Annotated in this window: 11 protein-coding genes; 3 read left to right on the forward strand and 8 right to left on the reverse strand. The window is 73.4% G+C overall.

What is annotated here, in order from left to right; translation table 11 throughout:
* From ACETWP_RS08585 to ACETWP_RS08615, 7 genes are all read right to left on the reverse strand, one after another.
* A complete protein-coding gene (locus ACETWP_RS08585) occupies positions 1-1455 on the reverse strand; it encodes an MFS transporter (protein ID WP_373971816.1) in 1455 nt (484 codons plus the stop codon).
* The gene (locus ACETWP_RS08590; RefSeq protein ID WP_373971817.1) at positions 1452-2696 is read right to left on the reverse strand and encodes a M20 family metallopeptidase; all 1245 of its coding nucleotides are present in this window, start codon (positions 2694-2696) and stop codon (positions 1452-1454) included. Before ACETWP_RS08590 ends, ACETWP_RS08585 begins: the two co-directional genes overlap by 4 nt.
* A complete protein-coding gene (locus tag ACETWP_RS08595; protein WP_373971818.1) occupies positions 2693-3913 on the reverse strand; it encodes an aminotransferase-like domain-containing protein in 1221 nt (406 codons plus the stop codon). Before ACETWP_RS08595 ends, ACETWP_RS08590 begins: the two co-directional genes overlap by 4 nt.
* The gene (locus tag ACETWP_RS08600; protein WP_373971819.1) at positions 3910-5157 is read right to left on the reverse strand and encodes a M24 family metallopeptidase; all 1248 of its coding nucleotides are present in this window, start codon (positions 5155-5157) and stop codon (positions 3910-3912) included. The genes ACETWP_RS08595 and ACETWP_RS08600 overlap by 4 nt, the downstream gene beginning before the upstream one ends.
* Positions 5158-5289: 132 nt before the next feature.
* Positions 5290-6714 (reverse strand): NAD-dependent succinate-semialdehyde dehydrogenase, encoded by a 1425-nt coding sequence (locus tag ACETWP_RS08605; protein WP_373971856.1) that lies wholly within the window; start codon positions 6712-6714, stop codon positions 5290-5292.
* 134 nt (positions 6715-6848) lie between these two features.
* Positions 6849-9872 (reverse strand): FAD-binding and (Fe-S)-binding domain-containing protein, encoded by a 3024-nt coding sequence (locus ACETWP_RS08610; RefSeq protein WP_373971857.1) that lies wholly within the window; start codon positions 9870-9872, stop codon positions 6849-6851.
* A 156-nt stretch (positions 9873-10028) separates the two neighbouring features.
* Complete coding sequence (locus ACETWP_RS08615) at positions 10029-11360, reverse strand: aspartate aminotransferase family protein (protein WP_373971858.1); 1332 nt, start codon at positions 11358-11360, stop codon at positions 10029-10031.
* 69 nt (positions 11361-11429) lie between these two features.
* Between ACETWP_RS08615 and ACETWP_RS08620 the strand changes: the two genes are divergently transcribed.
* On the forward strand, positions 11430-12482 hold the full coding sequence (locus tag ACETWP_RS08620; RefSeq protein WP_373971859.1) for a D-2-hydroxyacid dehydrogenase: 1053 nt from the start codon (positions 11430-11432) through the stop codon (positions 12480-12482).
* On the opposite strand, the gene ACETWP_RS08625 is transcribed toward ACETWP_RS08620, so the two are convergent.
* Positions 12479-13765: an aspartate kinase gene (locus ACETWP_RS08625; RefSeq protein WP_373971820.1), complete on the reverse strand. Its 1287-nt coding sequence runs from the start codon at positions 13763-13765 to the stop codon at positions 12479-12481. The two genes, ACETWP_RS08620 and ACETWP_RS08625, sit on opposite strands and share 4 nt — an antisense overlap.
* Before the next feature lie 239 nt (positions 13766-14004).
* Here ACETWP_RS08625 and ACETWP_RS08630 point away from each other — a divergent pair, with 239 nt between their 5' ends.
* On the forward strand, positions 14005-14949 hold the full coding sequence (locus ACETWP_RS08630; protein WP_373971821.1) for an ABC transporter ATP-binding protein: 945 nt from the start codon (positions 14005-14007) through the stop codon (positions 14947-14949).
* Positions 14946-16154, forward strand: a complete 1209-nt coding sequence (locus ACETWP_RS08635; protein ID WP_373971822.1) for an ABC transporter permease — start codon at positions 14946-14948, stop codon at positions 16152-16154. The genes ACETWP_RS08630 and ACETWP_RS08635 overlap by 4 nt, the downstream gene beginning before the upstream one ends.
* Positions 16155-16188 lie beyond the last annotated feature (34 nt).

Genomic DNA, 16188 nt, shown 5'->3' on the forward strand with positions numbered 1-16188 from the left:
TCAGCCGGCCAGGGCCTTCCCGGCGTCCGCCGCCGCCCGGTTCCTGCGCACCCATTCGCGGCTCGGGAAGCCCACGGAGCCCGGGTCCCCCGGGATGTCCTCATGGCGCAGGGACGCCTGCGAGGTCTCGCGCATGCACAGGATGCTGACGAAGCCGACGACGCCGGCGATGGCCAGGTACCAGCCGGGGATCAGCACGTTCCCCGTGGACTCGACCAGGGCGTTCGCGAACGTCTGGGACGGGCCGGCGAAAAACGCCGTCGAGAAGTTGTAGCCGATCGCGAAGCCGGTGTACCGGACTGCCGTCGGGAACAGCGCCGGGAGGGTGGAGGAGACGGAGGCCACCAGGATCACCAGCAGCAGCCCGAGTACCGCGAGGCCGACGAACTGCAGGAACAGGTTGTCGATGCCCAGCAGCATGATCGCCGGCACGGAGAGGACCGCGTAGCCGCCGGCCGCCGCCAGCAGGAGCGGTTTGCGCCCGACGCGGTCGGAGAGCGAGCCCATCGGGGGGATCGCCACCAGCATCAGCGCCATGATGGCCACGAGCATCCAGTTGCCCTGCGCCGCGCTGTGGCCGAGTTGGGTGCTGAGGTACGTGGGCATGTAGCCGAGGATCAGGTAGAAGGCCACGTTGAGCAGCACCACGAAGCCCATGAGCACCAGGATCTGGCGCCAGTGGCGGGTGAGGACGTCGCGGATGGGGCTCTTGGTGATCTCCTGCGACTCGGTGGCCTCGGAGAAGACCTGGGGCTCCCCGAGGCGGGTGCGGATGTACAGCGCGGTCAGCCCCAGCGGCACCGTGAGCAGGAACGGCACGCGCCACCAGCCGTCCATCATGGCCTGCTCGCCGACGATCGTGATCAGCGACGTGCACACGATCGCGGCGAGGATGAAGCCGACCGTTGTGCCGAACTCCAGGAAGGAGCCCAGGAACCCGCGGCGCCGGTCGGGCGCGTACTCCGCCATGTACACGGCCGCGCCGCCGTACTCGCCGCCGGCGGAGAAGCCCTGCACCAGCCGGCAGACCAGCAGCAGGATCGGGGCGAGGATGCCCACCGTCTCCAGGGTGGGCAGCAGGCCGATCGCGCCGGTGGCGACGGTCATCAGGGTAACGGTGAGCACCATGACCTTCTGTCGGCCGATCCGGTCGCCGAGGGGCCCCAGCACGAGCCCGCCCAGCGGCCGCACGAGGAAGGACAGCGCCAGCGTGGCCAGCGTCAGCGTGACCCCGAGCCCGCCGTCGCCCTCCTCGGAGCCGAAGAAGTTCACCGCCATGAAGATCGTGAGGTAGCCGTAGACGCCGTAGTCGAACCACTCGACGGCGTTGCCGAGGGCCGAGCCGAGGATGGACCGCTTCAGCTCGCTCTTGCCCTCGGGCGTCTGGGGTTCGGCGCCGGGGACGGAGGGGTCCTCCACCATCGGCTCGCCCCCGGGGGGGAGTTGCTCGTTCATCTGGTCCTGCCTTCCATGCGGGTGCCGGGCCGGTGGTCGGTCCGGCGGGATGGGGTGGTGCCGAGCAGTCGGAGCGCGAGCAGCGCGTAGGCGCGGGCGGCCGCGCCGAGTTCCCGGACCCCGACGGACTCGTCGACCTGGTGGGCCTGGTCGTTGAGGCCGCCGGGACCGAGGACGATGGTGGGGATGCCGAACGACTCGGCGACGAAGCCGCCGTCGCACGCGGCCGTCCACCCGGTGATCCGGGTCCGCGCGCCGGCGTCGGCGACCGCAAGCGTCGCCGCGCGCACGAGCGGGTGGTCGGAGGGCGTGCGGAAGCCGGGCATCCGCATGGTGACCCGGGCGTCCACCGTGATCCCGCCGCCGTCGATCCCGGCCTCGGAGATGCCGCGCAGCAGACCGTCCCGGATCAGGTCCGGGTCCTCGCCGGGCATTAGGCGCCGGTCCAGGGACAGCCGGCAGGACGGCGCGACGATCGAGGTGCCGCGGCCGCCGGAGATCACGCCCACGTTCCACGTCCCGGCGCCGAGGAGCGGATCGGGATCGCGCTGCAGCCTCTCCTGGTCCTCGCGCAGCAGCGCGCAGATGCGCGACGCCGCGTCGATCGCGTTGCGCCCGTCCGAGGGCCGCCCGGAGTGCGCGGCGCGCCCGGCCACCTCGAGCTCCAGGTAGCTGTCGCCCCGGCAGGCGACGACGGTCTCCAGATCCGTCGGCTCGGCGACCACGCAGCCGGCGTAGCGCCGCGCCAGTCCCGCGTCGACCAGGGCGCGGATGCCCAGGCCGAGGTCCTCCTCGTCCACCGTGCAGGCGAGCGTCACGGGCCCGCGCAGCGGCGTTCCGGACGCGCGCAGCGCGGAGATCGCCGCGAGGACCGCCGCGAGGCCGCCCTTCATGTCCGTGGATCCGCGGCCGTGGAGGCGTCCGCCGGAGACCAGCGGCGCGAACGGATCGCGGCTCCAGCCCGGCCCGGCGGGGACCACGTCGGAGTGGCCGAGGAAGAGCAGGCCCTCCGCGTCCGGGTCGGTTCCCGGCAGCGTAGCGAGGACGTTGGGCCGCCCGGGGGCGACCTCGGCGACCTCGACCTCGAGCCCGATCCGCCGGGCCGCTTCCGTCAGGACGCCGGCGGTCGCCGCCTCGGTGCCGCCGGGGTTCTCGCCGCCCGCGGCGACCAGGTCGGCGGCGAGCCGGAGCAGGGCGTCCTCGTCGACGGCCGCCAGGAGCCCGGCCTCGGCCGCGTTCACGGCCGGGAGGCCTCGGCGCGCGCCAGGTCCAGCGCCGCCGCCAGGCGGCGCACCCCGACGTCGGTGCGCTCCGGGTCGCTGGAGGCGAAGCAGAGGCGGAAGGCGTCGGCGAACCGGCCGCCGGCCGACAGCGCAGGGCCCGGGATGAAGGCGACGCCCTCGGCCAGGGCGATCTCGAACAGGCGGCGCGTGTCGACCGCCGCGTCCTCGCCCAGGAGGGTCACCCACAGGAAGAAGCCGCCCTCGGGATCGGTGGTGCGGATCCGTCCGGCGAGATGGCGGTGCAGCGAGGCCATCATCGCCTCCTTGCGTCGCCGGTACTCGACGCGCAGCCGGTCCAGGTGCGCGTCGAGGCCGCCGCGGAGGATGAACTCGGCGACGACGTGCTGGGCCGGGACGTTCGCGCAGGTGTCCATGGCCTGCTTGGCGTTGATGACGAGTTGCCGCAGGGAGGGGTCCGCGTCGACCCAGCCCACCCGCAGCCCGGGGGCCAGGATTTTGGAGAACGTGCGCACTGAGAAGACCAGCGGATCGTTGCCGCTGAGCTCGCGGAAGCCGGCCAGGTCCTCACCGTCGAAACGTAGCAGTCCGTAGGGGTCGTCGTCGATGATCACGGCGTTCCACCGCCGGGCCAGCTCGATCAGCCGGATGCGCCGCGGGGTGGACAGCGTGGTGCCGGACGGGTTCTGGAAGTTCGGGATGGTGTAGATGGCCTTGGGCGTCCGCCCCGACTCCGCGACGAGGCGCTCGAGCTCGTCGACGTCCAGGCCGTCCGCGTCCATCGGGACCTCGAGCAGCCGGGCGCCGTAGCTCAGCGCGGTCGCCGACCCGTTCGTGTAGGTGGGGGACTCGACGACGACGAGGTCGCCGGGATCGACGAACAGCTTGCAGGCGAGGTCCAGCCCCTGCATGCCGCCGGAGGTGATGGTGATGCGGTCCGACGAGCTGGGCTCCGGCGTCGTCGCGAGGTGGCCGAGGAGGGCGCGGAGGAGGCGGGGTTCGCCCTCCGTCGCGCCGTAGGCGTAGGAGGACGCGTCGTGCACCGTGGCCGCGATGTCGTTGAAGACGCCGACGGGGACGAACTCGGCGGCGGGGGAGCCCATGGCGAAGCGCACGACGTCGTGGCGCTGCGCGGCGAGCAGCGAGGTGCTCGAATCGATCACGGATCCGACGAGCTGGCCGGCGCGGCCGGCGAGGGGGAGGGTGAACGTGCTCATGGCTGGTCCTTCGGGGTGGGGATGGCGGCCGCGCGCTGGGCGGCCCCGGCGGGGAGCAGGCCGCGCGCGTGGTCGGTGAGGACCTCGACGCCGGCGTCCGTCACGCGGATGGACTCGGAGACCTCGTAGCCGTAGCCGTCCATCCACATGCCGCACATTAGGTGGAACGTCATGTTCTCCCGCAGCACGGTCTGGTCTTCGCTGCGCAGGCTGATGGTCCGCTCGCCCCAGTCCGGCGGGTAGCCGACCCCGATCGAGTAGCCGATCCGGGAGGGCTTCTCGTACCCGTACTCGAAGAGCGTGTGGTTCCACGCCTGGGCGAGCTCGTAGACTGGCACACCCGCGGCGACGGTCTCCAGGACCGCGGCGAGGCCGTGGTCGGCGGCCGCCGCGAGGCGCTGGACGCGCTGCGCGGGGCGGCCGGGGACGAAGGTCCGCGCCAGCGGGACGTGGTAGCGGCGGACCGCGCCGGCGAGCTCGACGATGACGGCCTCGTCCGGCCGCAGCCTCTCGTCGTTCCAGGTCAGGTGCGGCGTGTCCGCCGAGGCCCCGGTGGGCAGCATCGGCACGATCGCCGTGTAGTCGCCGCCGAACTCGGGCGTGCCCGTGATCTGCGCGTGGGAGATCGCCGCGGCGACGTCGCACTGGCGGACCCCGACGTCGATCGCGTCCCCGGCCGCGCGCATGGCCAGGTTGGTGACGCTGGCCGCGCGGCGCATGAGCGCGATCTCCGCGGGGGACTTCACGGCCCGGACCCAGTTCACCAGCTCGAAGCTGTCCACCAGGGTCCACTCCGGGATCGCGTTGAAGAGCGCGCGGTAGGCCTTGGGTGAGAAGAAGTGCGAGTCCATCTCCAGTCCGACGCAGCCGCGCGCGGCCTTGGCGACGAGGTGGCGCTGCCGCATGGAGTAGGCCACCCAGTCGAACGGGTGGACGTGCGGGCGGTGTACGTAGCTCTCCGGGTAGCCGACGATGTTCGCCTCGTCGAGCCACGTGGTCCGGAACGCGCCGTTGGCGTCCATCTCGCGGGCGTAGAGGACCATGTCGCCGTCGTCGGGCACGAAGACCAGCTGCGGGGTGTAGAAGGACCAGGCGTTGTAGCCCGTGAGGTAGTAGATGTTCGCCGGGTCCGTCACGACCAGGGCGTTCAGCCCCTGCTCCTGCATGCGCGCGCGGACCGCCGCCAGCCGTCCGGCGAACTCCTCGGCGGAAAAGGCCTGCGTTGCGGTGCCGGTGGGGTCCACGGGGTCTCCTTCGGTGCTCGGACCGCGCCCGGCGGGCCGGGCGTCGCGATGATCCGCCTCACGCGGTAGATTGTCGACAATCCTAGCCACGGGTCTGGGCGGTGACAAGGTCCCCGCGTGTGGCGTTGGGCGTCACGCCCGGGAGCCGCCGCGGGGCATCGCCATGTACTTGGTCTCGAGGAACTCCTCGATGCCCACGCGCCCGCCCTCGCGCCCGAGCCCGGAGGCCTTGATGCCGCCGAAGGGCGCCGCGGGGTTGGAGACGATCCCGGTGTTCAGCCCGACCATGCCGACCTCCAACGCGTCGCCGACGCGGAAGGCGCGGTCCAGGTCGGACGTGAACAGGTAGCCCGCCAGGCCCCACGGGGTGTCGTTGGCCAAGCGGACCACCTCATCCTCGGTGTCGAAGGGGATGACCGGGGCGACCGGGCCGAAGATCTCCTGCGTCATCAGCGCGGCGTCCGCGGGGACGCCGGCCAGGACGGTGGGGCTGTAGAAGAAGCCGGGGCCCTCCGGCCGCCCGCCGCCGCAGAGGACCCTCGCCCCCCGGGAGACGGCGTCGTCCACGAGCTCCTGGACCTTCCCCAGCGCCTTCCCCTCCACCAGCGGGCCGACCTCCGTGCCCTCGGCGACGCCGTCCCCGACCGCCAGCGAGCCCAGGCGCCGGGCCAGGCGGGCGGCGAATTCGTCGGCGACGGACCGCTGGACGAAGATCCGGTTCGCCGCGGTGCAGGCCTCGCCCATGTTGCGCATTTTCGCGGCCACGGCCCCGTCGACGGCGCGGTCCAGGTCCGCGTCCTCGAACACGAGCAGCGGCGCGTTGCCGCCGAGCTCCATGGACGAGCGCATGACGTGCCGCGCCGCCTGCTCCAGCAGCCGGATGCCGACCCCCGTGGAGCCGGTGAAGCTGATCTTGCGGGCGATCCCGCTCTCCATCCACGGTGTGACGACGTCGCCCGCGCTCGTGGTGCACACGACGTTGAGCACGCCCGCGGGCAGCCCCGCCTCCTCGAGGATCCCCACCAGCGCCAGGGAGGACAGCGGCGTCAGGTTGGCCGGCTTGAACACCATGGTGCAGCCGGCGGCGATCGCGGGACCGATCTTGCGCGTGCCCATGACGAGCGGGAAGTTCCACGGCGTGACCAGCACGCACGGGCCGACGGGCTCCTTGGAGACCAGGATGCGGTTCGCGCCGTCCCCGGTGGTGGTCAGGTCCCCGCCGATGCGCACGGCCTCCTCGGAGAACCAGCGGAAGAACTCGGCAGCGTAGGCGACCTCGCCCCGGGCCTCGGCGAACGGCTTGCCCATCTCCGTGGTCATGACCAGCGCCAGCGCGTCCTGCCGCGCCATGATGAGGTCGTAGGCGCGGCGCAGGATCTCGCTGCGTTCGCGCGGGGGCGTCCGGGCCCAGCCCTTCTGGGCGCGCCCGGCGGCCTCGATGGCGCGCCGGGCGTCCCCGGCGTCGCCGTCGGCGACGGTCGCGACGACCTCCTCGGTGGCCGGGTTGACGACGTCGAAGCGCCGGCCCGAGCCCGACTCGGACCAGGTGCCGTCGATGAAGACCCCGGTGCGGACGGCCGCGACGGCCGCACGCGCGGCCTCGGAGCGCCCCGCGCCGGCGGCGGCCCCGGGGCCCTCCCCGGGACGGAGGATGCTGAGGCCGGCGGGGGCTGCGTGGTTTTGCGCGGTGGTCACGGGGTGCTCCTTCGGGAGGGGATGGGGTGTCGCGGATCGAGCAGTTCGGCCAGGTGGCGGCCGCGCCGGGCGGCGTCGAGCTGCTTGACCTGCAGGGTGCAGGAGAAGCCGTCCGCCAGCACGGGAACGGCGTCCCCGCCGGCCCGCAGCGCCGGCGCGAGCGCCTGTTCGGCGACCTTCATGGAGGTCTCGTAGTGCTCCTTCTCGAAGCCGAAGTTCCCGGCGACGCCGCAGCAGCCGGTCGCCTCGGAGACCTCCGGCACTCCCACGGCGGCCAGCGCCTTGCGCTGCGTCGCGGCGCCGAACACCGAGTACTCGTGGCAGTGCGTCTGCACCACCACGGACTCCGGCAGCGGCACTGCCGGCCGCGGCAGGGTCCCGCGGTCGGCGAGCTCGGCGACGTGCCCGGCGAAGCTGCGCACGCGGGCCGCGACGCGCTTCGCCTGGTCGGTGTGGACCAGCTCCGGCAGGTCCTTGCGCAGGGCCGCGGCACACGACGGCTCGACGACGACGATCGGGCGGTCCGTGCCGTCGTCGAGGGCGGCCGCCGCGCGGGCCAGCTTGCGCTTCGCGGTGCCCAACTGGCCCGTGGAGATCCACGTCAGCGCGCAGCAGGCGTCCGCCGAGCACTGCACGGGTTCGCCGGAGCCCGCCAGGACGCGGGCCGCGGCGCCGGCGACCTCGGGGCGGAAGCCGCGCGTGAACGTGTCCACGAACAGCACCACGCCGGTGTCCCCGCCGGCGCCCCCGACGCGGCCGTCCGCCGCGCCTCCCCGCGCGGCGGCGGGCAGCACGCCCGCGTCGCGCAGCTCCCGGCGCCATGTCCCCGCGGAGGCGAAGCGCGGCATCGCGCGGTGCGCCGTGACGCCGGCAAGCGGGGCCAGGCGCGTCAGCGGCGTCGCGAGCGCGGCGTTGACCAGCGGCGCGATCCGGCCGGCGAGCCCCAGCCAGCGCGGCAGCCACCCCAGCGAGTAGTGGGCCGCCGGGCGCGGCCGGCCGGCGTAGAAGTGGGAGAAGAACTCGGACTTGTAGGTGGCCATGTCCACGCCCGTGGGGCAGTCGCTGGAGCAGGCCTTGCAGGAGAGGCAAAGGTCCAGCGCCTCGCGCACCTCCTCCGAGCGCCAGCCCTCGTCGACGGTGCGGGCGCCGCGGACCATGTCCTGCAGCACGCGCGCGCGGCCGCGGGTCGAGTCCTTCTCGTCGCCGGTGGCCCGGTAACTGGGGCACATGACGCCGCCCGACGGCGCGCGGCAGCGCCCCACGCCGATGCAGCCCTGCAGCGCGTGGACCCAGTCGTCCAGCGGGCCGGGGGCATCGGTCTCCGGGTGCGCGGGCTCGTTGCGGGCCGCCCCGCCGTCGGTGGCCGCCCCGCCCGGGGGGACCGGGCCCGCGCCGGCGTCGTGGCGTCCGAGGGGGCGCAGGTCGAAGCTGGTGCGCCATTCCCGTTCGGGCACCCCGGCCAGCGCGAGGTGCGCGTCGAAGGCATCCGGTTCGGTCAGCGAGCCGGGGTTGAGGATGCCGTGCGGGTCCCACGCCGCGCGGAAGCCGCGGAAGGCCTCGAGCAGCGCCGGCGAGTACATGAGGGGTAGGAACTCGGACCGGGCGCGGCCGTCCCCGTGCTCGCCGGACAGCGAGCCGCCGTGGGCGACGACCAGCCGCGCCGCGGCCTCGGTGAATGTGCGGACCACACTGCGTCCGGCATCGCTGCGCAGGTCGTAGGTAATGCGCACGTGCATGCAGCCGGCGCCGAAGTGCCCGTACATGACGCCCTGCAGCCCGTGCTCGGCCAGCAGGGAGCGGAAGTCGTCCAGGTAGTCGGCGAGGCGCTCCGGCGCGACGGCCGAGTCCTCCCAGCCGGGCCAGGACTCCCCGCCGGTGTGCAGGCGGGAGGAGAGCCCGGCGCCGTCCTCGCGGACCCGCCACAGGCTGGCGCGCTCGGTCGCGTCCGGGACGCGGCGCCCGTCGACCATCCGGCCGTTGGCGCGCAGGGCGGCCAGCAACCGCTCGGCGTCCGCCTCGACCGCTTCCGGGTTCGCGCCGTCCAGCCCGATGTAGAGCCAGGCGCGTCCCTCGGGCAGCCCACGGACGGTGTCGTCGCCGCGGCGGAAACGCATGGTCTCGACGATCTCGTCGTCGATGCCCTCGACGGCGGCCGGGTCGAAGCCGAGGATCGTCGGGACGTCGCGCGCGGCCTCGACCACGTCCGGGTAGCCGACGCAGACCAGCAGCTCCGCCGGCGGACGCGGGACGAGCCGGAGCCGGGCGCCCACGACCACGGCGCACGTTCCCTCCGAGCCGACGAGCGCCCGGGCGACGTCGAAGCCGCGCTCCGGCAGGAGGTGCTGCAGGTGGTAGCCGGAGACCTGCCGCTGGATCCGGCCCAGGCCGACGCGGAACTCGGCGAGGTTCGCCGCGGCCAGCCCGGCCAGCCCCGCGGTCAGCTCGGTGGCGCGCCGGACGGAGGGGGCGTCGGCCGGGTCGGTCGCGCGCACCCCGGTGTGGGTGGCGGTGAGCCGGGAACCGTCGGAGGTGACGACGTCGAGCTCCTCCACGTGGTCGCTGGTGCGCCCGTGGCGCACCGAGTGGTTCCCGCAGGCGTCGTTGCCGATCGCGCCGCCGACGGTCGCGCGCGTCTTCGACGACGGGTCCGGGGCGAAGGTGAGTCGGCCGCCGGTGCGCCGCTCCACCTCGGCGGACAGCGTGGCCAGGACGACGCCGGGCTCGACGTCGACGACCAGCGCGTCCTCATCGAGCGAGCGGACGGCGGTGAGGTGGCGCGAGAAGTCCAGCACGACGCCGGGGCCGATCGCGTTGCCGGCCATGGACGTGCCGCCGCCGCGCCCGATGAGCGGGGCCCCGGCGTCGCGGCAGGCGCGCACCGCGCGCACCACGTCGTCGGTGCCGCGCGGGAAGACGACGGCGGCGGGCGGGACCCGGTAGTTCGAGGCGTCGTAGGAGTATTCCGCGAGGCGCCGCGGGGAGGCGTCCGCGGCGACGCCGGCGTCGCGTAGCCGGGACAGGACGGAGCCGGCCGGGGCACCTCCGGGGTTCGGCCCGCCGGCGGTTGCTGCGCCGGGGTTCGGCCCGCCGGCGAGGTCGTCGGGGCGGTCGTCTGGCGCGGGGCCGCCGCGAGGCAGCACGGCGTCGGAGGGTGGGGCGGTCACGGCTGGCCCCGGCTACCGCGCGCCGGCCGCGACGCGCTCGCCGGGGCGGGACCCGGCGTCGTGCCCGAACGCGGGTCCGGTGCCGGGCGCCGTCTCGGCGACGGACTCCAGCGCGGCCTCGAGGCGGCGCAGCCCCAGGCCGATCTCGGCCGCGGTGACCACGAGCGCCGGGATCAGCCGGACGACGTTTCCGGCCGGGCCGCAGGTCAGCGTCAGCAGATCCTGCTCCGTGGTGGCCTGCTGGACCGCCCCGGCCGTCGCGGCGTCCGGCGTGCCGTCGGCCGCGCTGAACTCGATGCCCTGCATCAGCCCCACCCCGCGCACGTCCCCGATGGCCGGGAACCGGTCCTTGAGCCGCAGCAGGCCGGCGTGGAGCTGTTCCCCGCGCAGCAGGGCGTTCTCCACGAGCGACTCCTCGCGGACCACCTCCAGCGTCGCGACGCCGGCCGCCGCGGACACGGCGTTGCCGCCGTAGGTGCCGCCCTGCGATCCGGGCCAGCCCTTGGACATGGTCGCGGTGGACGCCGCGATGGCGGAGATCGGGAAGCCGGAGGCGATGCCCTTCGCGGTGACCAGGATGTCCGGCTCCGCGGCCGACCACTGGTGGCCCCAGAAGCGTCCGGTGCGGCCGACGCCCGCCTGCACCTCGTCGATGATCAGCTGGATGCCGTGGGCCGTGGCGCGCTCGCGCAGGCCCTCGAGGAAGGCCGGCGGGGTGGGCAGGTAGCCGCCGTCGCCCAGGGCGGGCTCGATGAGGAACGCGGCCGTGTCGTTCGGGGCGGTGCGGGTCTGCAGCAGGTAGTCCAGTTCCCGCAGCGCGAACGCGACGGCGGCGTCCTCGTCCCAGCCGTAGCGGTAGGCGTAGGGGAAGGCGGACATGTGGACGCCGGCCATGAGCGGGGCGAAGCCGGCGGAGAAGCGGGTGCCGGCCGTGGTCAGCGACGCGGCCGCGACCGTGCGCCCGTGGAAGCCGCCCTGGAAGACGACGATGTTCGGGCGGCCGGTCGCCATGCGGGCCAGGCGGACGGCCGCCTCGACGGCCTCAGATCCGGAATTGGCGTAGAACACCGAGTCCAGCCCGGACGGCAGTTCCTCCCCGAGCCGGTCGGTGAGTTCCAGCAGCGGGCGGTGCATCACGGTGGTGTACTGCGCGTGGATGATCTTGCCGGTCTGTTCGCGGGCCGCGGCGACGACCTTCGGGTGGCAGTGTCCCGTGCTGGTGACGCCGATGCCGGTTGTGAAGTCCAGGTACTCGCGGCCGTCGGTCCCGTAGATCCAGGAACCGAGCGCATGGTCGACGACGACGGGCGTCGCTTGCTTCAGGAGGGGGCTGAGGCTGGTCATGGCTTCCATGGTGCGCGCCACACCGAGTGATTGTCAACAATCTACCGATCACGTAGCGTGGGTTCCGTGATAGCCCACGACCCCGCCCGCATCCCGGCCGCATTCCGCGGCGACCGCCCGCGCGTGGCGGTGCTCACCGCCGACGGCGTGCCCGCGCCGCACAACCTGCCGGCGCTGCGCGAGCGCGCCGACGTCGTGCTCGTGGACGCCGCGGGACTCGCCGGCGCGCTCGGGGACGCCGACGTCGTCTTCCTCTGGGACTTCTTCAGCACTGCGCTGCGCGACGCCTGGCCCGCCGACGGGACCGGCGGCGGGCCAGGCGGCATTCCGGCATGGGTGCACGTCGCCGCGGCCGGCGTCGACGCCATGCTCTTCGACGGGCTGCGCGACTCGCGCGCGGTGCTCACCAACGCGCACGGGTTCTTCGACACGCCGATCGCCGAATTCGTGGCGGCGTCGGTGCTGGCCCACGACAAGGGGCTCCACGCCAGCAAGTCGCTGCAGCACGCCGGCCGGTGGGAACACCGGGAACTGGCGCGCACCGCCGGGTCGCGGGCGCTCGTGGTGGGAACGGGCGGGATCGGCCGGGCGACGGCGCGGCTGCTGCGGGCCGTGGGCCTGGAGGTCCGGGGCGCCGGCCGGACTGCGCGCGACGCGGACCCGGACTTCGGCCGGGTGGTCGCGAGCTCCGAGCTGGCCGCGCACGTCGGCTGGGCCGACCACGTGGTGCTGGCGGCGCCGCTGACGGACCAGACGCGGGGGATCGTCGGGGCCGAGGTCCTCGGGGCCATGCGGCCCTCGGCGCACCTGGTCAACGTGGGCCGCGGGGCCCTCGTGGACGAGCCGGCGCTCGTCGCGGCGCTGGGGCGCGGCGCGATCGCGGCGGCCTCGCTGGACGTGTTCGCGGCCGAGCCGCTCCCGGGCGGGCACCCGTTCTGGTCGATGGAGAACGTCCACGTCTCGGCGCACATGAGCGGCGACGTGGAGGGATGGCGCGGCGCGCTGGCGGACCAGTTCCTCGCGAACCTCGACGCGTACCTTGCCGGGCGCCCGCTCGCGAACGTCGTCGACAAGGCCCGCGGCTACGTGCCCTCCGGTGCCGCGCCGCCCCCGGCGGCCTAGCGGCCGGTGCCGCCGTAGACCGTCGCCTGGGACTCGCCGTCCAGGTCGAAGGCCGCGTGCACGGCGCGCACGGCGTCGTCGAGCTTGTCGGCGTGGGTGACGACCGAGATCCGGATCTCGGAGGTGGAGATCATGTCCACGTTCACGCCGGCCTGGTGCAGCGCCTCGAAGAACGTGTAGGAGACGCCCGGGTTGGACCGCATCCCGGCGCCGATGAGCGAGAGCTTGCCGATCTGGTCGTCGTATTCGATGGCCTCGAAGCCGATGTCCGCCTGGGTGGAGCGGAGCGCGTCCAGCGCGTCCTTGCCGTCGACGACGGGCAGGGTGAACGAGATGTCGGTCTTGCCGGACCCCGCGGTCGAGACGTTCTGGACGATCATGTCGATGTTCGCGTGGGCGCCGGCGATGACGCCGAAGATCTGCGCCGCCTTGCCGGGGATGTCGGGGACGCCGACGACGGTGACCTTGGCCTCGGAACGGTCGTGGGCGACGCCGGAGATGATGGGCTGTTCCAAGGGTTCTCCTTCTTCGATCTTGATCTGGTCGTCGGGGCTGGGCAGCACCCACGTCCCCTCATTTTGGCTGAACGACGACCGCACGTGAAGCGGAACCCCGAACCGTCGCGCGTACTCGACGCAGCGCAGGTGCAGGATCTTCGCGCCGGACGCGGCCAGCTCGAGCATCTCCTCGCTGGAGACCCTGTCGAGCTTCTGGGCCGAGGGCACGATCCGCGGGTCGGCGGTGTAGACGCCGTCGACGTCGGTGTAGATCTCGCAGACGTCCGCGTGCAGCGCGGCGGCCAGCGCCACCGCGGTGGTGTCCGATCCCCCGCGGCCCATGGTCGTGACGTCGTTGGACTCCTTGTTCATGCCCTGGAACCCGGCCACGATCGAGATGTAGCCGCGGTCGATCGCGCGCCGCACGCGGTGGGGCGAGACGTCGATGATGCGGGCCTTGCCGTGGATCGCGTCGGTCATCATGCCGGCCTGGCTGCCGGTGAAGGACACGGCCTTGCCGCCGAGGCCGTTGATGGTCATCGCGAGCAGCGCCATGGAGATCCGCTCGCCGGCGGAGAGCAGCATGTCCATCTCGCGGGCCGGCGGGGTGTCGGTCAGCTGGCCAGCGAGGTCGAGCAGCTCGTCGGTGGTGTCGCCCATGGCGGACACGACCACAACGACGTCGTTGCCGGCGGCCTGGGTCTGGATAACCCGGCGCGCCACGCGTTTGATGCCGTCGGCATCCGACACCGAGGAACCGCCGAACTTCTGGACAATCAGGCTCATTGAGTACGCACACTCCAGGGGGGTGGGGAATGGTGGGCAGCGTGCCGTCGAGCTCGGCACATGCTGTAACAGTCTAGCGAGGAGCCCTCCGCGGCCCGATTGCGTGACCGGCACGGGTCACAATGCCCGGCGCCGGGCGGCCAGCGGGTCATCCCGCGGGATGATGCCGGGGGAGCCGTGGCCTCGCTACTGTTCAGGAACGGCTGGTATGTGCGGGACGGGGAAAAAGGGTGGTTGACGTGGGAGAAGGTGGAAACTACGGCGGGATCGTGGCCGAGGGGCTGGAGCGCGGCTTCGGGGCGGTGCGCGCCGTGGCCGGTCTGGACTTCCGGGCCTCGCCGGGGGAGGTCACGGCGCTGATCGGTCCGAACGGCTCGGGCAAGACCACCTTGATGCTCATGCTCGCGTCGCTGCTGAAGCCCGACGCGGGCACGATCCGCGTGGACGGTCTCGATCCCGTCGCCGACCCGCGTGGCGTGCGCGCGATCCTCGGGTGGATGCCGGACACGCTCGGTTCCTGGGAGTCGCTGACGTCCCGGGAGATCCTCGGCCTCGTGGGCCGCATGTACGGGATCGGAGCCGCGGCCGCCCGCCGGCGTGCCGACGAACTGCTCGAACAGGTGCGGCTCACGCAGCTGGCGGATCAGCCCGGCCGGGTGCTGTCCCGCGGTCAGCAGCAGCGGCTTTCGCTGGCCCGGGCGCTGATGCACCGCCCGCGCGTCCTGCTGCTGGACGAGCCAGCCTCCGGACTGGACCCCGGCGCCCGGATCGACCTGCGCTCCATGCTCCGCCGGCTGGCCGCGGAGGGGTGCACCGTCGTCGTCAGCTCCCACGTCCTCTCCGAGCTCGACGAGATGGCGGACCGGGCCGTGTTCGTGGCCGGGGGGCGGACCGTGCGCAGCCAGTCCGTGGCCGAGGCTGATCTGCAGGCTCGGCGCTACGCCATCCGCGCCCTCGACGGCCAGGGGCTCGCGGCCCGGCTGGAGTCGCTCTCCGTGCCCTTCGGCGTCCACCGGGCCCAGCGCCGGGACGAGGCCGTCGTCCGTGTCGGCTCGGAGACCGAGGCCGCCGAGCTGCTGCGGCGGCTGGTCGCCGGCGGTGTCGCGGTCACTGCGTTCGCTCCCGCGTCCGGCGCCCTGGAGGAGACCTACCTGAGCACGATGGCGGGGGAGGCGGCGCGATGAGCACCGACACGCGAGCACCGGATACCGGCGCCGGCGCGGAACCGTCGACGCGGCTGGCCTACGGGCAGGGCGTCCGGGCGGTCTTCGAGTTGGAGATGAAGCAGCGCCTGCGCTCGCGGGGCTGGTACGGGCTGCTGGTTGCCTGGTTCGCGGTGATCGCCGTGGTCACCGCGCTGGCCGCCTACGCGACGGGCTTCAGCGAGGGCGTCGGGCAGATGATGTTTGAACTCGTCATGGGGTTCGTCCTCCTGTTCGGTCTGCTCGTGGCGCCCGCGCTCTCGGCCAACTCCATCACCGGAGACCGGGCTTCGGGGACTCTGGCGGTCCTGCAGAACACGCTCCTGACCCCCGGCCAACTTCTCTGGGGCAAGTGGGTGGCGGCGTGGGTGGCGTCGCTCGGGTTCCTTGTGGTGTCGTTGCCCATGGTCCTCTGGGCCATGTCCTTCGGCGACGTCCACCTGCCCGCCGTTCCGGCGCTGCTGGGAATGACCGCCGTCGAACTGGGCGTGGCCTGCGCGATCGGCGTGGGCGTCTCCGCCCGTGCCTCGCGCACCCTGTTCGCCGTGATGTCCACGTACCTGCTGGTGGCGCTCCTCGGGCTGGGGACGCTGATCGGCTTTGGGCTGGGCATGCCCCTGGTCGCCGAGGAGGTCCGGGTGGCCGAACAGACGTGGCCCAACGACCCCTGGTCGGCCGTGGAGTACGACGCGCAGGGGCGGGCGCTGGACGCCGAGGGGCGCATGATCGCCGACCAGGACGCCTACTTCCGGGACCTCGACCGGCAGTCGCAGGGCGTCGAATGGGATCCGAACGACTACGTTTGCAGCGGGTCGACCTACACGCAGGACGTCTTCCACACCGAGCGCATCACTTGGCTGCTGGCGGCGAACCCCTTCGTGGTCGTGGCGGACGCGGCCCCCACTCGCGCCGTCCATGAGGGCTCGGCCGCGGACTTCGGCGGGACGGCCTCCGATGGGCCGATGGCCAGCATCAGCTCGGCGGTGCGACTCTCCCAGGCCGGCCCCGCATACCAGGTGCCGTGCATCGACGGAGTGAAGCGGGCCGAACCGCTGCCGGACGGGACGCCCAGCTGGCCGTTGGGTTTGGGCCTCCAAATGCTGCTCGCATCCGGCCTCGTGGTGTCGGGCCGGCGCCGGCTGGCGACGCCGGCCGGCAGGCTGACGGCGGGTACGCGGGTCGCCTGAGTAGGCGCCGGTGTCCACGGCGACGCGGATCCGG

This window comes from Arthrobacter halodurans, from assembly GCF_041877255.1.
In the GTDB taxonomy this organism is placed as follows: domain Bacteria; phylum Actinomycetota; class Actinomycetes; order Actinomycetales; family Micrococcaceae; genus Arthrobacter_N; species Arthrobacter_N halodurans.